General features: G+C 70.2%; 19 protein-coding genes and 2 pseudogenes. 13 read left to right on the top strand and 8 right to left on the bottom strand.

Annotation, left to right across the window (positions count from 1 at the left end; translation table 11 throughout):
- Window positions 1–156 precede the first annotated feature (156 nt).
- Window positions 157–1,500, top strand: coding sequence for a transcriptional regulator (locus ACFVXE_RS19345; protein ID WP_389672456.1), 1,344 nt, complete (start codon window positions 157–159; stop codon window positions 1,498–1,500).
- Window positions 1,501–1,565: 65 nt separating this feature from the next.
- Window positions 1,566–2,096 (top strand): NUDIX hydrolase, encoded by a 531-nt coding sequence (locus ACFVXE_RS19350; RefSeq protein WP_389672457.1) that lies wholly within the window; start codon window positions 1,566–1,568, stop codon window positions 2,094–2,096.
- 75 nt (window positions 2,097–2,171) lie between these two features.
- Here ACFVXE_RS19350 and ACFVXE_RS19355 read toward each other — a convergent pair.
- Window positions 2,172–2,295: pseudogene (locus ACFVXE_RS19355) on the bottom strand (3-hydroxyacyl-CoA dehydrogenase family protein); the annotation flags it as partial.
- 310 nt (window positions 2,296–2,605) lie between these two features.
- Between ACFVXE_RS19355 and ACFVXE_RS19360 the strand changes: the two are divergent.
- The 6 genes and pseudogenes from ACFVXE_RS19360 (at window position 2,606) to ACFVXE_RS19385 (ending at window position 7,961) form a co-directional block, all read left to right on the top strand.
- The gene (locus ACFVXE_RS19360; RefSeq protein WP_389672459.1) at window positions 2,606–2,854 is read left to right on the top strand and encodes a hypothetical protein; all 249 of its coding nucleotides are present in this window, start codon (window positions 2,606–2,608) and stop codon (window positions 2,852–2,854) included.
- Window positions 2,855–3,978: 1,124 nt separating this feature from the next.
- Window positions 3,979–4,317: a MerR family transcriptional regulator gene (locus tag ACFVXE_RS19365; protein WP_389672460.1), complete on the top strand. Its 339-nt coding sequence runs from the start codon at window positions 3,979–3,981 to the stop codon at window positions 4,315–4,317.
- A gap of 787 nt (window positions 4,318–5,104) precedes the next feature.
- Window positions 5,105–5,308, top strand: a complete 204-nt coding sequence (locus ACFVXE_RS19370) for a cold-shock protein (RefSeq protein WP_076967088.1) — start codon at window positions 5,105–5,107, stop codon at window positions 5,306–5,308.
- Window positions 5,309–5,637: 329 nt separating this feature from the next.
- On the top strand, window positions 5,638–7,143 hold the full coding sequence (locus tag ACFVXE_RS19375; protein WP_389672462.1) for a DEAD/DEAH box helicase: 1,506 nt from the start codon (window positions 5,638–5,640) through the stop codon (window positions 7,141–7,143).
- Between the two features lie 46 nt (window positions 7,144–7,189).
- A complete protein-coding gene (locus ACFVXE_RS19380) occupies window positions 7,190–7,594 on the top strand; it encodes a CBS domain-containing protein (RefSeq protein ID WP_389672463.1) in 405 nt (134 codons plus the stop codon).
- Between the two features lie 56 nt (window positions 7,595–7,650).
- Window positions 7,651–7,961: pseudogene (locus tag ACFVXE_RS19385) on the top strand (SCO5918 family protein).
- A gap of 103 nt (window positions 7,962–8,064) precedes the next feature.
- Here the strand turns inward: ACFVXE_RS19385 and ACFVXE_RS19390 are convergent.
- The gene (locus tag ACFVXE_RS19390; protein ID WP_031097528.1) at window positions 8,065–8,424 is read right to left on the bottom strand and encodes a hypothetical protein; all 360 of its coding nucleotides are present in this window, start codon (window positions 8,422–8,424) and stop codon (window positions 8,065–8,067) included.
- A 560-nt stretch (window positions 8,425–8,984) separates the two neighbouring features.
- Window positions 8,985–9,842 (bottom strand): 3-hydroxybutyryl-CoA dehydrogenase, encoded by an 858-nt coding sequence (locus ACFVXE_RS19395; RefSeq protein WP_389672464.1) that lies wholly within the window; start codon window positions 9,840–9,842, stop codon window positions 8,985–8,987.
- Between the two features lie 188 nt (window positions 9,843–10,030).
- Here ACFVXE_RS19395 and ACFVXE_RS19400 point away from each other — a divergent pair, with 188 nt between their 5' ends.
- Window positions 10,031–11,323 (top strand): glycoside hydrolase family 10 protein, encoded by a 1,293-nt coding sequence (locus tag ACFVXE_RS19400; RefSeq protein ID WP_389672466.1) that lies wholly within the window; start codon window positions 10,031–10,033, stop codon window positions 11,321–11,323.
- Window positions 11,324–11,397: 74 nt separating this feature from the next.
- On the opposite strand, the gene ACFVXE_RS19405 is transcribed toward ACFVXE_RS19400, so the two are convergent.
- Both ACFVXE_RS19405 and ACFVXE_RS19410 read right to left on the bottom strand, forming a co-directional pair.
- Entirely contained in the window at window positions 11,398–11,610 is a 213-nt protein-coding gene (locus tag ACFVXE_RS19405; RefSeq protein WP_389672467.1) for a DUF1918 domain-containing protein, read from the bottom strand.
- 42 nt (window positions 11,611–11,652) lie between these two features.
- Complete coding sequence (locus ACFVXE_RS19410; protein ID WP_389672469.1) at window positions 11,653–12,609, bottom strand: DMT family transporter; 957 nt, start codon at window positions 12,607–12,609, stop codon at window positions 11,653–11,655.
- Here ACFVXE_RS19410 and ACFVXE_RS19415 point away from each other — a divergent pair.
- The 4 genes from ACFVXE_RS19415 to ACFVXE_RS19430 all read left to right on the top strand — a co-directional run bounded on the left by ACFVXE_RS19415 (window position 12,608) and on the right by ACFVXE_RS19430 (window position 16,418).
- On the top strand, window positions 12,608–14,089 hold the full coding sequence (locus tag ACFVXE_RS19415) for a PLP-dependent aminotransferase family protein (RefSeq protein ID WP_389672471.1): 1,482 nt from the start codon (window positions 12,608–12,610) through the stop codon (window positions 14,087–14,089). The genes ACFVXE_RS19410 and ACFVXE_RS19415 overlap by 2 nt on opposite strands.
- Window positions 14,082–14,543 (top strand): GNAT family N-acetyltransferase, encoded by a 462-nt coding sequence (locus ACFVXE_RS19420; protein WP_389672472.1) that lies wholly within the window; start codon window positions 14,082–14,084, stop codon window positions 14,541–14,543. The genes ACFVXE_RS19415 and ACFVXE_RS19420 overlap by 8 nt, the downstream gene beginning before the upstream one ends.
- Before the next feature lie 32 nt (window positions 14,544–14,575).
- Window positions 14,576–15,151 carry a histidine phosphatase family protein gene (locus ACFVXE_RS19425; protein WP_389672474.1) on the top strand — a complete coding sequence of 192 codons (576 nt, stop codon included), beginning with the start codon at window positions 14,576–14,578 and terminating at the stop codon, window positions 15,149–15,151.
- Between the two features lie 115 nt (window positions 15,152–15,266).
- Window positions 15,267–16,418: a serine hydrolase domain-containing protein gene (locus ACFVXE_RS19430; protein ID WP_389672476.1), complete on the top strand. Its 1,152-nt coding sequence runs from the start codon at window positions 15,267–15,269 to the stop codon at window positions 16,416–16,418.
- Window positions 16,419–16,454: 36 nt separating this feature from the next.
- On the opposite strand, the gene ACFVXE_RS19435 is transcribed toward ACFVXE_RS19430, so the two are convergent.
- From ACFVXE_RS19435 to ACFVXE_RS19445, 3 genes are all read right to left on the bottom strand, one after another.
- Entirely contained in the window at window positions 16,455–17,240 is a 786-nt protein-coding gene (locus ACFVXE_RS19435) for a hypothetical protein (protein WP_389672478.1), read from the bottom strand.
- Between the two features lie 138 nt (window positions 17,241–17,378).
- Window positions 17,379–17,570: a DUF1059 domain-containing protein gene (locus ACFVXE_RS19440; protein WP_389672480.1), complete on the bottom strand. Its 192-nt coding sequence runs from the start codon at window positions 17,568–17,570 to the stop codon at window positions 17,379–17,381.
- Between the two features lie 117 nt (window positions 17,571–17,687).
- Entirely contained in the window at window positions 17,688–18,425 is a 738-nt protein-coding gene (locus ACFVXE_RS19445) for a Clp protease N-terminal domain-containing protein (protein WP_389672482.1), read from the bottom strand.
- Between the last annotated feature and the right edge of the window lie 104 nt (window positions 18,426–18,529).

Consider the following 18,529-nt stretch of genomic DNA (forward strand, 5'->3'; position numbering starts at 1 on the left):
GAGGGGGAGCAGACGACCCGGCCGCCTCTTGCGAGGCGACTGATTCAACCGATTCACAACCCGGCGCAACAGCGTGCGCAGCGGGGTGGTTCGGGCATTCCGTTCACACCCCGTGTGAAACGTGCTCCACTGGGGCGACACGCCTTAGGAGGGGCAATGGAGCCCAATATCCTGCTCGAAGCCCTGATCGACGAGGCGGGCGTATCCCGGGCAGGTCTCGCCGCGCACGTCAACCAGGCCGGGCGCGCCCGCGGACTGTCGCTGCGCTACGAACACACCTCCGTGGCCCGCTGGTTGAAGGGGCAGCGGCCGCGCGGACAGGCGCCCGACCTGATCTGCGAGGTGCTCGGCGGCCGGCTGCGCCGGCCGGTCTCCCTCGACGACATCGGCATGGCGACCGGCGGCGGAGGTGTCGCGGCCGTGCAGGGATCCACGCTGACCGGGTTCGTCGAGCGGGCCACCGCGCTGTGGCGCTCCGACGAACAGCAGCGCCCGCACGTCCTCGCCGCAGCCGCCGTCACCGGCACGACGGCGGTGATGCCCGTGTGGGAGTGGGAGAACCCGCCGGAGGACGCGGATGTCTCGCGCACCGGCACGACGCGCGTCGGCATGGCCGACATAGCGATGCTGCGCGCCGCGCGCGCCCACTACGAACTGATGTACCGCAGGGCCGGCGGCATCGCCACCCGCTCCCGCATCGTCGGCTTCCTCAACGCCGAGACGGCGCCGCTGCTGCGCGGCGGCTACAGCGACGCGACGGGCCGCCAGCTGCACCGCGCGACGGGTGGTCTGGTGGCCGTCGCGGGCATCTGCGCCTACGACTCCGACGCGCACGGCCTCGCCCAGCGCTACTTCCACCAGGCGCTGCGGCTGGCCAAGGCGAGCGGGGACCGGGGGCTCGGCGGGTATGTGATCGCCCTGCTGGTCAACCAGTCGCTGTTCCTGTCCGAGTACCGGCAGTCCGTCGCCTTCGCGGAGGCGGCGCTGCGGGCCGCGGGACGGCACATCACGCCCGCGCTGGCCGCAGATCTGTACGCGATGCAGGCCAAGGCGTACGCGCACCTCGGCGACGGCCACAGCGCCCTGGAGTGCATCCGGCGCGCCGAGTCGGAGGCCGACCGCATCCGCCCCGGCCATGAACCCGACGAGACGGGGTACGTGGAGCCGGGTCTGGTCAATGTTCAGGTGGCGGAGGCCCTGCTGCGCCTCGGTGATCTGCCGGGAGCCAGGGAGCACGCCGCGGCGGCGGTCCGCACCCCGGCGCATGACCGCGGCCGGGTGCACCGGCTGGCCATGCTGACCCACATCGAGCTGCGGCAGGGGGAGGCGGACCGGGCGGCCGACACGGCGGCGGAGATGGCGGAACGGGCCCGGGGGATGGAGTCGCAGCGGCTGCGGGACCGGTTGCGGGCGGTGCGCGACGATCTGATCGGGAGCGGCTGCGCCGATGCGGGGAGGGCGGCCGAGCTCATCGACGGGGCGTTGCGCGTACCGCTGTGAACATTCCCCTCTGGGGCCGCTCCTGCTGCGATGTTGCCACCTACGTGTCGGAAGGTGGCAAGACTGTGCAATGGACGAATCTGAACGAACAAACTGTGTATGAGAACCGTTGGTTCCGGGTCAATCTGGCGGATGTCGCTCTCCCCGACGGGCGCCACCTCGACCACTACCTCGTCCGCCTCCGCCCGGTCGCCGCAGCGACCGTCGTCAACGAGGCCAACGAGGTGCTGCTGCTGTGGCGGCACCGGTTCATCACGGACAGCTGGGGCTGGGAGCTCGCCGCCGGTGTGGTCGAGGACGGCGAGGACATCGAGGCCGCGGCCGCGCGGGAGATGGAGGAGGAGACCGGCTGGCGCCCCGGACCGCTGCGGCCGCTGCTGACCGTGGAGCCGTCGAACGGCCTCACCGACGCCCGGCATCACCTCTACTGGGCGGAGGAGGCCAGCTGGACCGGCCATCCGCAGGACGACTTCGAGTCGTCGCGCCGCGAGTGGGTACCGCTGAAGCTGGTGCCCGACATGATCGCCCGTGGCGAGGTGCCGGCCGCCAACATGGTGGCGGGGCTGCTGATGCTCCACCACTTACGGCTGGGCTGAGGCGCCCGCGCACGCAGCACGGGGCCGCCCGGAACTTTCCCGGACGGCCCCGCCTGCGGCACGACGGCCGGCCGGTCACGAGTACGGGTAGAAGCCCGATCCCGTCTTCCGGCCGAGCCGGCCCGCGTCCACCATGCGCTGGAGCAGCGGGGGGAGCGGCGTACAGCGGCTCCTTGTACTCGGCGTACAACTGGGCGGCGCTGCGTATAGCCCTGTGACCTGCTCTTTCGTTGGCTGTGCGGCGGCGACCTGGCCGGCCACGGCCTCGCGACCCGGTACCACGACGCCGGTGACGTCGCCGAAGCACTCTCTGCCCTGCGTGACCCAGGCACGCCTGTCCCCCAAACGGCCCTGGACGCGGTGTGCCGGTGGCGCGGCGACAGCGCGGCCCAGGTCGCTCGCCTCATCACCCAGCGCGCCGAAGCCAGCGCCAGATCATCCGACCACGTCCACCACGATGCTCCGAGCGCGACCTCTGCGTCGCCCCAGGGCGAGGGAGTTCCTGCCCGATGACACATCTCACCGCCGACAGCATGGCTGAGCTGTTCTCCGGCGCCATCACGCTGGCCAAGTCCGGCGAGCGGGTCAGCCCTCGGGGCATGGCCACGGTGAGCCACCGCGGTGGTGCGGGCGAGCCGGTCGACCACGGGGCAGCCGAAGCCTCAGGTGTCGCCGTTCAGGTCGGGGGTACGCATGCGCGGGGCCCGCGGGTTGCTGTCGTGGACGGCCCCCGTAATGCTGTCCCGGCAGGCGGGTAGGCGAGCAGGTCCAAAGCGCAGGTGCCGTCGCCGTGGTGCAGGGTATTGGTGACGAGCTTCGAGACGACCAGGACCACCGTGTCGTCTGCCCCTGCTGCGATCGGTGGGACAAAGACCTTCGAGGTTCCGTGCGGTCTCCCGAGCGCTGGCGACGGTTGTCGCCGAAGGGCAGGTGAGACGTCGAGGCTCATCGTGTCCATCAGCCCAACCTGATCTCCGTCGTCCGTGCTGGAGTCCTGTCTGACCGGGGCTTGTGCCTTGGCCGGCCGTGCTCCGACCGGATGTGCCCCGGCCGCGGCGCGTGTCCATCCGGTCGGCGGCGCAGCCGACGAGGGTGGCTGCGGGTAACGGCCCGGGTCGGGTGCAAGGGTCTTGGCTGGGATGCCCCCCGGTGCTCCGCCCATGGCCCAGGCAGACAATCTTCCTGGCTAGCATCTGAAAATCTGTGCTGACTGGGGTAGACATTGAAGTGCAGGGCGGTTATGGTTTCTCCCGTATCCAAGAAGGACAGCGGGGCCTGGCAGAGATGAACTGCCAGGCAGCAGTAGTCAGTAGGTGCAGTGCGCAGGTCGGTGCGGTGGTGGAGTTCCGAAGCCAGGGTTCTTGCAGGATGGCGACGGGGCTGGCGACCGGACCGGGTGGCCCGCAGTTGTCAGGGGCTGCCGTGAGCAGAACCGCAGGAAGCAAGTGCAGTCCGCAGTACCAGTGGTCCCTCGGTAAATGGCGTCAGGCTGCGGCGCGCGTACCGGGAAGTTCGGCAGTGGGGTTCTAAGCCAGAGCAAATGCAGGACGGGCGACGGGGCTGGCTGCCGAAGTGGCGCTGTGAGAGGCCACCAGTAGTACGGAAGTAGTTTGGTCAGAGGGAAAGAACGGAGGAGTTGAGCGCCATCAGGATCGCCCGGGCGGAAGTGTTGGGCCCGGGTACCGCAGGACATCGTGAGTGAGGTGGTCTCCGGTCAAGCAACCGCGATCCCCGCAACCCCCGGACCTCTTCCCGGCAGGTATGCGGCAACACAGAGCCGGCGTAGCCGATCAAGGCCGGCTGATGGTGTAGCAGTTCCTTCGGGGCCCTGGTGCCAATGGCACCAGGGCCCCTCCAACGCGTGTTCCACAGGAAGGTACAGATGACAGCAGACGACTCGTTCGGCCGGCTCGACGACGACGACTACCCCGCCTACACCATGGGCCGGGCAGCCGAGATGCTCAACACCACACAAGGGTTCCTCCGCGCCATCGGCGAAGCCCGCCTCATCACCCCCCTGCGCTCTGCGGGCGGGCATCGCCGCTACTCCCGCTACCAGCTCCGCATCGCCGCCCGCGCCCGCGAACTTGTCGACGGCGGTACCCCGATCGAGGCCGCCTGCCGCATCGTCATCCTTGAGGACCAACTCGAGGAAGCCCAGCGCATCAACGCCGAACACCACCGAGACACCAAGCCGCCCAGCACGCCGACCTTGGCCTGAAGCCCTGCGCGTCCGGTGGGAAACCGGCAGGTGCCGAACCCGCCTGCCGGAAGTGCGCTCAAGGGCCGTTTCCCCCTGCGGTTGTCATGCTCGAAAGGATGCTCTCGTCTTCGGCGTGGGTGCTCTGTCGTGCCGCTGCTTCTTCGCGCAAGATGTCCATCGGCTGGTCGGGGCGGCGTCTGCGGGGCGGCTTCAACACGGTGAGGGCTTCGGCTGCAGAGCCAGGGGCAGCTTCCCGGACGCGTACCGCCCAGTTCGTGATGTGCCCGTCGGGCTACCGTGAGCTCCAGGCTGGTCAGGCCGTGATGTGTGACGACATCCCGGGCCGGATAGCCCCAGCCCACGAACATCGGCCGCGCTTCTGGGCTGTTGGGGAACAGGTGCGCCTTCTCTGACCCTTCGTTCTGACGGGCGACGCGCCGGTGGGCCGACCTGCATCCGAGCGGTCGGCATCCCCGCGCTGTGAAGGTGCGCCTCCTTCCTGCAACGCTGTGCTCGGGGCGGGCCGATATCTATGGCCACGGCGTGAGGGTTCAATGCGCCGCGCCGGGAGTGTTTTTACCGCAGCGAAGAGAGTGGAATTGTTCACCGTACGCGGACCATTACGGCATGCTACTGTCGATCTCGGTTGCAGTTGTGGTTCCCAAAACTTCAGGCTTCTGCGTGGGTATTTTCGACCAGTGGAAGCTTCATTGTATTTCCGGTTTCTCCGGGCGGGGCATCATCGCGGCGACGCGGCATCCGTGCATTACGGATTCCGACGACCTGCCCCCAAAGGAGATATGACATGGCGTCAGGCACTGTGAAGTGGTTCAACGCAGCCAAGGGTTTCGGCTTCATCGAGCAGGACGGTGGCGGCGCTGACGTGTTCGCCCACTTCTCGAACATCGCCGCCCAGGGTTTCCGTGAGCTGCTCGAAGGCCAGAAAGTCACCTTCGACATCGCACCGGGCCAGAAGGGCCCGACGGCCGAGAACATCGTTCCCGCCTGACGCTGACGCGCACTTCGTAGCTGGGGCCCGCATCCTTCGGGGTGCGGGCCCCAGCTCCGGGCATTCTCCGGGAGTGAGTGGTGCCACCTGCGGTGGAACCTCCGCCCGCAGGGCCTTCTCGCTGCCCACTCCTTCCGAGTCCCACCTATCGGTGGAATTGGATTCCTCGCCCATATGGCGTCACTCATTCCATGGCCTGCATCCCGCTCCGGGACCAATCGCAGGTCTCATTTGATTTCGCATTCCGCTCGGCCCGTTCTTGTGATTCCCCGCGCTGTTCTTCCGCTGCGAGAATTCCTTGATACGTGCCGTATCAAGGAAGGTTCTGAATGAACCCCACACGTACGAACAATCGCTCTTCCCGCAGCCGTGCCGCCGACTCCGGCCGGGGCGGTAGCCGCTTCAACTCGACCGCCTCGACCCGTTCCGCTGCCCCGGCCCGTTCCGGCGGTTCGGGCCGCTCGGCTGGCAATGGGCGGCGGCCAGCCGCGGTTCAGGGCGAGTTCGCTCTGCCGGTCACGGTCACTCCCGCGCTGCCTGCCGTCGAGGCGTTCGCCGACCTCGACATGCCGGGGCAGCTGCTGGCGGCGCTGACCGCCCAGGGGGTGAGCGTTCCGTTCCCGATTCAGGGGGCGACCCTGCCCAACACCCTCGCGGGTCGCGACGCCCTGGGACGTGGGCGCACCGGCTCCGGCAAGACCCTCGCCTTCGGCCTGGCTCTGCTGGCCCGCACCGCCGGTCAGCGTGCCGAGCCCCGACAGCCGCTGGCCCTGGTCCTCGTGCCGACGCGTGAGCTGGCCCAGCAGGTGACCGACGCCCTGGCCCCCTACGCCCGTTCGGTGAGGCTGCGCATGGCCACCGTCGTCGGCGGCATGTCGATCGGCCGGCAGGCCAACGCGCTGCGGGGTGGCGCCGAGGTCGTCGTGGCGACACCGGGCCGGCTCAAGGACCTCATCGATCGCGGTGACTGCCGACTCGACCAAGTCGCGATCACCGTCCTGGACGAGGCCGACCAGATGGCCGACATGGGCTTCATGCCCCAGGTCACCGCGCTCCTGGACCAGGTCAACCCTGACGGCCAGCGAATGCTGTTCTCCGCCACCCTGGACCGTAACGTCGACCGCTTGGTCCGCCGCTACCTCACCGACCCGGTCGTCCACTCCGTCGACCCATCCGCCGGCGCGGTCACCACGATGGAGCACCACGTGCTCCACGTGCACGGCGCGGACAAGAACCGTACGACCACCGAGATCGCAGCCCGCGACGGCCGGGTGATCATGTTCCTGGACACCAAGCGGGCCGTGGACAAGCTCACCGACCACCTGCTGGCCAGCGGGGTCCGGGCCGCCGCACTGCACGGCGGGAAGGCGCAGTCGCAGCGCACCCGGACCCTGACCCAGTTCAAGACCGGGCACGTCACCGTGCTCGTGGCCACGAACGTCGCCGCCCGCGGCATCCACGTCGACAACCTCGACCTCGTCGTCAACGTCGACCCGCCGACCGACCACAAGGACTACCTCCACCGCGGCGGCCGAACCGCACGGGCAGGGGAGTCCGGCAGCGTCGTCACCCTTGTCACCCCCAACCAGCGCCGAGACATGACCCGCCTCATGACCGCCGCCGGCATCGTGCCCCAGACCACCCAGGTCCGCTCCGGCGAAGAGGCACTCGGCCGCATCACCGGCGCCCAGGCCCCCTCCGGTATTCCCGTGACGATCACCGCGCCGGTGGTCGAGCGGCGCCGGCGCAGCGCGCCCTCACGCGGTCGGCGCAGCCCTGCCTCCGCGGCCCGGCGCGTGACCGCGCATCAGTCCTCCTTCGACGCGGCTGCCTGAGAACTTCGTGATCCGGAAGCTGACCCATCTATGCAGGAGGCACCTTTTGACGCTGGTCCAGACGCAGCCGGGCTCGACGGATGCCACAGCCGCAGGCAGGACGGTGGCCGACGTGATGGAGACCGCCGGGCCGCAGGTCTGTAACGACATGACCGTCGAGGTGGCCCTGTCCGTCATGGCCAGTGCCCGTACCGGGCATCTGCTCGTCTGCGACGACAGCGGCCTGTGTATCGGACTGGTCACCCAGTCTCAGCTCGCAGCAGTTCGTGACGGCTCCGCGTACTCGGACAGGGTCCAGCTGCGGGACATCCTCGGCGACCGAGGGCCGTTCACCTCGCCCGTGACCACCATGGTCGAAGCCGGGCACATGATGCGCTACAGCGACGTCGATGCCCTGCCTGTGGTCGACGAACACGGCAGTGCCTTGGGTGTCCTCGCCCTCGCCCGCTGAGCGGTCCCATCGGCGGCAGAACCACTCCCTCTTCGTTCCTCTCCCTGTGAGGCATCATGCGCTGTGTCATCGCCCGCTTCCCGTTCGACCTGACCAGGAGCGGCGTCCTGGAATCGATGAAGGGCATCAAGCCCGAGCAGGCATCCGGCGAGTCCGTGATCATCGGCCGACGCACCTACCCCGTCAAACAGGTCGGACAGGTCATCACACGCCAGGACCGCCGAGACTTCAGCGCAGGAGAAGTCCTGCGGGCCTGACCCAGCTCGGCTTCACCTGCCGCGACCTAGCCCCGGCCCCCGCACCCACTCGGGTTCTCAACCCGTTGCAGCAGGCTTCCGCGATGCTCGGCGCCCCTGTGGCTGCCTGACCGAGGGGCAGGCGCGAGCCGCCGGTAAGCAGTGGTGAGGGTCTGGCCGACGCACTCCGGCCGGGCCCTCACCGCGTATCGAGGTGTCCCGGCGAGACGTGGGTCAGTGGTCGGAGTAGCTGAAGTCGCCCATCGTCCAGGCACTGACGTCCTCGATCGCGACCCGGTACATCCCACCTGTCTCCGGGATCCCCACCGTGCCCTGAAGAATCCGCGCCACGTGGAAGTGCAGATGCGTGGGCGGCCCTTCCTCAGAGGCAGCGGTGGTGAACATGGAGGAAAAGTCGCTCAGGCGGGCCGAGTCCGCAAGGACCTCCGACACCCGCTGCCTCCAGACGGCTTCGGGAGCCAGCCGGCCCGTGATAACAGCACCACCGGCGACCACGGTCAGAGGCATCTGATTGCTGCGCCCGGACTCCACCAGGGCGGCAACGTCAACAAGCAGCGCGTCAGGCTTCGACATGAGGCCGATTATATTCGTCGGCCATCGGCCTGCTTTCCTGCGGTGCCGCTCCGGACACGGACGGCGCTGAGGCCCTGTCGTTGAAGGCGCGGAACCGGCTGTGAGTGGCACGGCAGTCAAGATTTTCTCCCGCCTATGGCCACCTGGTCCGAGGGAGAGCTTGATCGGGTCTGCGGAATTAGGAGACCGGCGCAGTATCAGGGCCGGTGGATTGTGTAGGAGTGCCTTCGGGGCCCTGGTGTCATTGGCACCAGGGCCCCTCCATGCGCTTCGCAGGGTGGGCCTTGCAGCAGTGCTGGGCGGCCGCTCGTTGTGGGAAAGGGACAAAGGGACAGTCGTCGTGCGAGGGAGTTTTCGCAGTACAAGCACGGAAGGCTGCGGCAGCGCTGAAAGGCCCAGGGCTTCGGCCCGCGCATCCGCGCCGTCGCTCCGTAGCGCTCCGGCATGGCGTCGGGTCGGCAGTAGGAGACGAGGCTCTTCGAGCCGCACACGGTCCTGACCTCGGGGTACGTGCCCCGGCGGGCCCGGCGGCGTGGGCGCCGGGCCCGCCGGTAGGACGGTCAGTAGGCGTAGAAACCCGAGCCCGTCTTCCGGCCGAGCCGGCCCGCGTCCACCATGCGCTGGAGCAGCGGGGGAGCGGCGTACAGCGGCTCCTTGTACTCGGCGTACATCGAGTCGGCGACCGAGGCCACGGTGTCCAGGCCGATCAGGTCGGCGAGCTTGAGCGGGCCCATCGGGTGGGCGCAGCCGAGCTCCATGCCGTTGTCGATGTCCTCGCGGCTGGCGATGCCCGACTCGAACATCCGGATCGCGGAGAGCAGGTACGGAATCAGCAGCGCGTTGACGACGAAGCCGGAGCGGTCCTGGGCGCGGATCGGATGCTTGTCGAGCACGTCCTGGACCAGCGCCTCCGCGCGCCGGACCGTCTCGTCGGACGTGGTCAGCGCGGGGATCAGCTCGACCAGCTTCTGCACCGGGGCCGGGTTGAAGAAGTGGATGCCGATGACCTGGTCCGGGCGGGAGGTCGCGACAGCCAGCTTCACCAGCGGGATGGAGGAGGTGTTGGAGGCGAGAATCGCGTCACGCCGCGTCACCACCTGGTCGAGAACCTGGAAGATCTCGGTCTTGACCTGCTCGTTCTCCACGACGGCCTCGATGACGAGATCGCGGTCGGCGAACTCGCCCAGGTCGGTGGTGAAGCTGAGACGGCCGAGCGTCTCGTCGCGCTCCTCCTCGGTGATCTTGCCGCGTTCGGCGGCCTTCGAGAGGGAGTTGTGGAGCCGGGTGCGGCCGATCTCCAGCGCCTCGCCGGTGGTCTCGGCCACCATGACGTCGAGTCCGCTGCGGGCGCAAACCTCCGCAATGCCTGCGCCCATCTGGCCGCAGCCGACCACTCCGACGCGTGCAATATCGGCCATAGAGTCCGTCACCTCGTGCCTTTCGCCTGATCTCGTTCGGCGGGTTCCGTCTGATTCCGGTTTCCGCATCGACCCCCCGACGTTACTCCGCAAACTGCTGGTCATGACGGGCCGGGGCAGGCATGCTCTGCGTGACGCCCGACACCAGGGCGATGGATGAGCACATAGAGACGGCAGGTGCTTTGAAAATGCGGCAATTGGCCCGAAGAGGCTTTGTGGCGGGGGCGGCCGGAGTGGTCGCCGGGGTAGTGGCCGGAGTCACTGCGGCGGGCGACGCCGTCGCGGCCCCGCGCCAGGGCCCGGCCCGGCACGGCGTTCCGTCCCGGCAGGACGCACACGGCCGTCATGTCGCGCGGCGCGAGCTGCGGGGCATGTGGGTCGCCACCGTCGCCAATGTCGACTGGCCCTCCGCTCCCGGCCTCTCGGCGGCGCAGCAGCAGGCGGAGCTGATCGCGTATCTCGACGAGGCGGTCGAGCGGCGGCTGAACGCCGTGATCTTCCAGGTGCGGCCGACCGCCGACGCGCTGTGGCCCTCACCGTACGAGCCATGGGCCCAGTACCTCACCGGTGTACAGGGCCAGGACCCCGGCTGGGACCCGCTGGGGACGGCCGTCCGCGAGGCGCACCGCCGCGGTCTGGAACTGCACGCGTGGTTCAACCCGTACCGGGTCGCCAACCACACCGACCTGTCCAAGCTGGTGGCCACCCACCCCGCGCGTCTGCACCCCGAGTGGGTCCTGCCGTACGGCGGGAAGCTCTACTACAACCCGGGGCTGCCCGAGGTCCGACGCTTCGTCCAGGACGCGATGCTCGACGCGGTCCGCCGCTATGACATCGATGCCGTCCACTGGGACGACTACTTCTACCCCTACCCGGTCGCCGGACAGGTCTTCGACGACGACGCCACGTACGCGAAGTACGGTGCGGGCTTCCCGGACAAGGCCGCCTGGCGCCGCGACAACACCGACCGGCTGGTCCGCGAGATGGCCACGCGGATCAAGGCCGTCAAGAAGAACGTCCAGTTCGGGATCAGCCCGTTCGGTGTCTGGCGCAATGTGGCGACCGACCCGCTCGGCTCGGACACCAAGGCCGGGGTCCAGACCTACGACGACCTGCACGCCGACACCCGCGGCTGGATCAAGAAGGGCTGGATCGACTACATCTGCCCGCAGATCTACTGGAACATCGGCTTCGCCGCCGCCGACTACGCCAAGCTGCTGCCCTGGTGGGACGAGGTGGTACGGGGCACCGGCGTGGACCTCTTCATCGGTGAGGCGCTCTACAAGGCCGGAGACCCGGCCCAGCCCGCCGCCTGGCAGGACCCGGCCGAACTCTCCCGGCACATCGACTTCGCCGCCGACTACGACCAGGTCCGCGGCCATGTCTACTTCTCGGGCAAGGACGTGGTGACGGACCGGGCCGGGACGATGGCGCGCGTGGTCGCGGACCACTACCGCAGCAGGGTGCGCCCTCCCCGCTGATCCGGTGACCGGACCGGCGGAAACGGCGCACCGGGGGGTGGCGCGGTCGGGACGGTGCCGTGCGCCCGGAGGCCCTACGGGGTCTCCGGGCCCAGGTTCCGGACCACGGTGTGCTGGACCACGGTGTCGGGGCCCGGCGAAACCAGGTGTTCGTGCCCGTCCTCGGAGCGGACACGGTACGGGGGGGTGCCCCCGTCCCCGAGCACTTCGACGATCTCTGCGACCCGGTCGTGCTGCCCCACGGTCCTGCCGTGCGTCAGCAGCCGGTCGCCCGTGTGTGCCTCCATCGGGAGTGACCTCCTCACGGGTGACGGTCCATGTCGACAAGTCTATGGCCGGAACCGCCCGGGCACCGGGCGGGCGGGCCCGGGCCTCGCGCCCCCCGCCCGCTGGGTGACCGCGATGCAGACCAGCACGGCCACCGCCGCCACCGGCGCGGCCGCCGAGACCTTCTCGCCGAGCAGCAGGAACGACCACACCAGCGTCAGCAGCGGCTGCGCGAGCTGGAGCTGGCTCGCCCGCGGAACCCCGATCTCGGCCATGCCGCGGTACCAGACGTACAGGCCCACGAAGGTCGACCCCGCCGCCACCCAGACCAGCCCGATGACCCCGTGCGCGCTCAGCCGCACCGGCTCGAACGGCAACGCGACCGCCGCGGCCGCCACCATCGGCGGAAGAGCGAGGATCAGCGCCCAGCCGATCACCTGCCAGCCCGGCATGACCCCGGCCAGCCGGCCGCCCTCCGTGTAGCCCGCCGCGCACACCAGCAGGGCGCCGAACAGGTACAGGTCGGCGGCGGAGAGCACGCCACCGCTCTGCTGCACCGTGAAGACGATCACCACCGTGGCCCCGGCCAGCGCCGCGAGCCAGAAGGCGCGGGGCGGGCGCGACCCGGTCCGCAGCGACGAGAACACCGCGGTGGTGAGCGGCAGCAGCCCCACCACCACGGCCGCGTGCGAGGAGGTCGAGGTCCGCAACGCCAGGGTGGTCAGCAGCGGGAACCCCACCACCACGCCGCCCGCGACGACCGCGAGTCCGCTCCAGTGACGGCGCTCGGGCACCGGGACCCGGCCCGCCAGCAGCACGCTGCCCGCGATCAGGGCGGCGAGCAGGCTGCGCAGTGTCACGAAGGACCACGGCCCGAAGCTCTCCAGTCCCCAGACCGTGGAAGGGAACGTCAGTGAGAAGGCCACGACACCGAGTCCGGCGAGCAGCATGCCGCTGCCGCCCTGCCGGGGAGCAACCGCTATCGCATCCGGGCGGGTAGCGCTATCCTGTGCTGTCATGCAAGAGCGTAGCAGTGTGGCCGACTTGGCGCGTTCTCTCCGTGGTGAGCTGAACCGCTACTCACCAGGTGGAAAGCTGCCGTCCAGTCGGGCTCTGGTGGAGCGCTTCCGGGTGAGTCCGGTGACCGTCTCCCGGGCCATCGCGCAGCTCGCCGCCGAAGGGCTGGTCGTCACCCGCCCGGGCGCCGGCGCCTTCCGGGCGCAGCCCCGCACCGACACGCCTCCGGCCGGCGACACCTCCTGGCAGGAGGTCTCCCTCAGCGGTGACGGCGGCCCCGAGGCCGTGCCCCGTACCGTCGACGCGTCGGGCGTCCTGGTCACGCTCGCCGCACCGCCGCCCGGCGTCATCGAACTGAACGGCGGCTACCTCCACTCCTCGCTCCAGCCCGAACGCGCGCTCGCCGCAGCCCTCGCCCGGGCCGGCCGCCGCCCCGGAGCCTGGGGCCGCCCGCCCACCGACGGCCTCACCGAACTGCGCGCCTGGTTCGCCCGGGAGATCGGACCGTCGTTCACCTCCGCCGACGTGCTGATCACCGCGGGTGGCCAGAGCGCCCTGGCCACGGCCCTGCGCGCGCTCGCCCCGCCCGGCGCCCCGGTCCTCGTCGAGTCGCCCACCTACCCGGGCATGCTGGCGGCCGCCCGCGCCACCGGGCTGCGTCCGGTCCCGGTCCCGGTCGATGCCGACGGGGTGCGTCCCGAACTGCTCGCCGCCGCGTTCCGGGCCACCGGTGCGCGGGTCTTCGTCTGCCAGCCGCTCTTCCAGAACCCGACCGGTGCGGTGCTCGCCCCGGACCGGCGGCGCGCGGTGGTCCGGATCGCCCGCGAGGCGGGTGCCTTCGTCGTCGAGGACGACTTCGCCCGCCGTCTCGTCCATGACGACGCGGGCCCGCTGCCCGAGCCGCTCGCCGCGGACGACCCCGACGGCGTCGTCGTCCACGTCTGCTCGCTCACCAAGGTCACCTCGCCGAGTCTGCGGGTGGGTGCCCTGGCCGCCCGCGGCCCGGTGCTGGAACGGCTGCGTGCCATCCAGGTCGTCGACAGCTTCTTCGTGCCCCGCCCGCTGCAGGAAGCCGCTCTTGAACTGGTCGGCTCCCCCGCCTGGGGTCACCATCTGAGGTCCCTGCCGACGGAGTTGAAGAACCGGCGGACCGCGATGGTGACGGCGCTGCGGCGGGAGCTGCCCGCCCTCACGCTCCCGCACATCCCCGCGGGCGGCGGCAGTCTCTGGCTGCGGCTGCCGGACACCGGAGCCGGCTCCGACGAGGCGGCGCTGGTCTCGGCCGCGCTGCGCGCAGGTGTCGCGATCGCGCCCGGCCGCCCGTACCACTGCGCCGAACCCCCGTCGGCCCAGGTGCGGCTGAGCTTCGCCGCGGTCGCCGGAGCGGGGGAGATCGCCGAGGGGGTACGGCGGTTGCGTCAGGCCCGCGACAAACTTCTCGCCGCCCCCGACGCGCACCGCCTATCCTCCGGGCATGACTGACACACCCCTGGAGCGTTACGAGATCACGCCCGATCCGGCCAGGCTGGACCTGGTCCGAATTCACCACTGGCTCTCCACCGACGCCTACTGGGCCCTCGGCCGCAGCCGTGAGAAGCAGGACCTGGCCATCGAGGGATCGCTCAACTTCGGTGCCTACGAAACCACTTCGGGAGAACAGGTCGGCTATGCCCGGGTGGTGACCGACCACGCCACCTTCGCCTGGCTGTGCGATGTGTACGTCGCCCCGTCGGCCCGCGGGCGCGGCCTCGGCACCCGGCTCGCCGCCGCGGTCCGCGACCACCTGGCGCCGACCGGTATCCGCAGGCTCATGCTCGCCACGGAGGACGCCCACGGCGTCTACGAGAAGGTCGGATTCAAGCCGCTGGGCGACCCCGAGAAGTGGATGCACCTCGGGCTCGACCGCCCGGATGCCGTCCAACAGCTGCCCTCTTGACCCGAGGGGCGTTCGGCTCCACGATCACGGCCATGAGTGTTCGAGTCACGCTCGTCGCCGCGGCGCGCGGCTCATCCTTGCTCGCCGAGCGTTTCGACGACGACCGGCCGCTCGACCAGGCCGGCTGGCACGAAGTGCAGCTCGCCGCGCACGTGCTGGTGCCGCTGGGCGCGGCCGAGCTGCGCTACTGCTCACCGACCCCGCGCAGCCGCGCCACCGGCGAAGCACTCGGCTACGCCCCGATGGCCCAGCCGGCACTGCGCGACTGCGACATGGGCCGCTGGCGCGGCTGGACCCTCGCCGACGTGGCGGCCCGTGAACCGGCGGCGGTGGACGCCTGGTTCGCCGATCCGCGCTCGGCGCCGCACGGCGGCGAACCGCTGCTCGCCTTCATCGCACGGATAGGCGGCTGGCTGGACACCCGCCCGGCCTGTGACGGCTCCATCGTCGCCGTCGCCGAACCGGCCGTCCTGCGGGCCGCCCTCGTCTACGCGCTGGGCGCGCCGCCCTCGACGTACTGGAACGTCGATGTCCGTCCGCTCTCCACGGTCACCCTCGACGGTCTGCCCGGCCGCTGGAGCCTGCGCCTCGAAGCAGGAGCCCGCTGATCCGGTGGACCCGTCCCGGCGCGAGGGCCCACACCCCTTCCTCCCGGTCCGACCAGTCGGTACGTTGGGCGTCGACGCCGATCCACCAGGCGTGTTCCGGACGAAGGAGGCCGACGTGCCGCAGATCCAGGGCCACTGCGACGACCGGTTCTCCGGCGTGCGCGACGCGTTCGCGGAGAACTTCCGGGAACGTGACGAACTGGGGGCGGCCGTCACCGTCCTGGTCGACGGGGAGCCCGTCGCCGACCTCTGGGGCGGCTGGGCCGACACGGCCCGTACCCGCCCGTGGGAACGGGAGACCCTGGTCAACGTCTGGTCCACGTCCAAGGGACCGACCGCGCTCTGCGCCCACATCCTCGCCGACCGTGGACTGCTCGACCTCGATGCCCCGGTGGCCGCGTACTGGCCGGAATTCGCCGCGGCAGGCAAGGAGGCCGTGCGCGTACGGCATCTCCTCTCGCACCGCTCGGGTGTGGCAGGACCGCGCGAGCCGCACACCCTGGAGGAGCTGTACGACTGGGACCTGACCACTGCCCGGCTGGCGGCGGCCGAACCCTGGTGGGAGCCCGGCACCCGGTCCGGGTACCACGCGTTCTCGTACGGTTTCCTGGTCGGCGAAGTCGTCCGCCGGATCACCGGTCTGCTGCCGGGGGAGTTCCTGCGGCGCGAGGTCACCGGACCGCTCGGCATCGACTTCACCATCGGCCTCCCGGAGAAGGAGGCGGGACGCGTCGCCGAACTGGTCGTCTCCCCGTCCTCCAGGGAGGCGCAGGCGGCTGCGTTCGCGCAGATGACGCCGGTGGCGGTCGCCTCACTGCTCAACCCGCCGACCGGCGCGGTCGCCGCCAACAGCCCGCAGTGGCGGGCCGCCGAGATCCCGGCTGCCAACGGCCACGGCACCGCGCGTGCGATTGCCGCGCTGTACGGGATCTTCGCCGGGCGCGGCCGCGCCGACGGCCGTCGGATCCTCTCCGAGGCGGCTGCCGAACGGGTCCGGGAGGGCCAGGGCAGTTGCCGGGACCTGGTCCTCGGTGACGGTCTGGGGCATGACACGGAGATCGCCCTCGGCCTGTGGCTGAGCGGACCGCACGGCTCGTACGGACCCAACCCGCGCGCCTTCGGACACGACGGCGCGGGCGGCTCCTGCGGCCTCGCGGACCCGGAGGCGGGCGTCGCCCTGGGCTATGTCATGAACCGGATGGGCGCGGGCATCGCCGACGACCCGCGCAAGATGGCGCTGGTCGAGGCGGTGTACGCGGCGCTGTGACTCGTCGGCGGGCCGGTCGCCCGGCCCGCCGCGAGGCTACTTCACGGTGACCGCGTCACCGGTGGAGACGACCTTCATGGTGGTCGTCGTACCGAGGAACGCCCAGCGCCAGCTTCCCGTGGCGGAGGCCTTCACGGTGGCCCGCAGGTGGCCCTTGCTGTCCGTGGTCGCCGTCTTCACGGTGCTGTACGCGCCGCCGGGCTTCTTGTACTGCAGCTTCACCACCTGCTTGGTGAACGCGTGGTACTCGAGGTTTGTCCAGTTGGCCCGCGACAGCTTTCCGGTCACGGTCAGCGTGCCGCCCTTCTTGACCGGCTCCGGCGCGGCGTCGGTCGTCAGGGTCGCGGCGCGCTTCACCTTGAAAGAGGCGATGTCGTCGGAGATCCAGTAGTCCCCGTCATTGGCCTTGACCGTGGCGTTGACCTGCCAGTACCCCGCGATCGCATTGGCGTCCCACCCCTCGTTGCCGCTTCCGTAGGGGTCGATCCACGCCGGATCGATCTGCATGGTCGCGGTGCAGACGGACGTGGTCGTGCCGGTCTTCTTGCACGACGAGCCGAGGTAGTCCACCGGTCCGTGCCCGTTGGCCCGGTTGAAGGCGGAGACGTGGGTGACCTGCTTCACCCCCGAGTTGTCCTTGACCGTCATGACGATCGTGAACTTCTTGACGTTCTTGACCCCGACGATCACGTTGGCGCCGCCGTTGACGACGGTCTTGGTGACGCGGATGTCGCCCTTGCCCTCAGCATGTGCGGCCGGTGCCACCACCAGCGCGGTGGCCACCGCACCCATCGCTGCGAGCGTGGCGATTTTTTTGCGCATATCCCACCCCTGTTCCGCCCGCCCCTGTGGCGGGGGGAACAGATTAGCGATCACGTCGACTTGGGAACGCCGCCGGATCCGTCACGCCGCACGGCCGCTCCGCGGCCGGCGGACCCCGTCCGCCCTCCGGGGCGGTGCTCAGGCGAGCCGGACGGGTTCGTCCCGCAGCCCGGCCCCGGTCTCCTCCCGCAGTTCCCGGTCATCCGCATGGCCGTGGACCGACAGCGCCAGCTCGGTGGTGGCACGGACCACTTCTTCCGGCTCACCGGCGAGGGCGAGGGTGCATTTCGTCTCGCTCGGGTACTCCCGGCAGTCGGCAACCTTCCGCATGAGGCACCTCCCTGCTCCCTTCCACTCTAGGGCGGCACCCCGCTCGAACGCCGCCGGCGAACCGTGTTCCCGCCGCGCCGTGCGCACGGCGCGCCGGGAACACCGGGACGGGGCGGTTCAGGCCTTGTTGTGTGCGGCGGCGAGCGTGACGGCCTCGGCGATGCCGGTCTCCGCGGCCTCCTTGTCGATACCGAGTCCGGTCAGTACGCCCGCGCCGTCCTCGTGCTCCAGCAGGGCGAGCAGGATGTGCTCCGTGCCGACGTAGTTGTGCCCCATCCGCAGGGCCTCCCGGAACGTCAGTTCCAGCACCTTGCGTGCCCCGGCGTCGTACGGGACGAGCTCCGGGGTCTCGTCGGCCGCGGGCGGCAGCGCCGCGGTCGCGGCCTGCCGGACGGACTCCAGCGAGACGCCCTGGGCCTTGATGAACGCGGCGGCGAGCCCGTCCGGCTCGCTGAGCAGCCCCAGGACCAGGTGCTGCGGACGTACTTCGTCGTTGTTCGCGGCACGAGCCTCGTTGTGGGCCGCCGCCACCGCGTTCCGCGCCCTCGGGGTGAACCGGCTGAACCCCTGACTGGGGTCGAGGTCCGACGGTTCGCCGGGGTCCTTGGCGACGAAGCGCTTCTGTGCGGCCTGCCGGGTGACGCCCATGCTCTTCCCGATATCGGTCCAGGAGGCACCCGAGCGGCGTGCCTGATCGACGAAGTGGCCGATCAGATGGTCGGCCACGTCGCCGAGGTGATCGGCGGCGATGACCGCGCCCGAGAGCTGTTCGAGGGCGTCGGAGTGGACTTTCTTGATGGCTTCGATCAGTTCGTCGAGCCGTACCGGATTCGTCATGCGCACTGGATCAACCATGTGTCAACCGTAGGTTGACAGTCGTGGACTGTCAACCTTTGGTTGACACGCCATGGATCCGGGCGCCGGTCCGCGCGGGGAACGGAACGGGCGCCCGGCCCCGC

This window comes from Streptomyces sp. NPDC058231 (assembly GCF_042882275.1).
GTDB lineage: Bacteria > Actinomycetota > Actinomycetes > Streptomycetales > Streptomycetaceae > Streptomyces.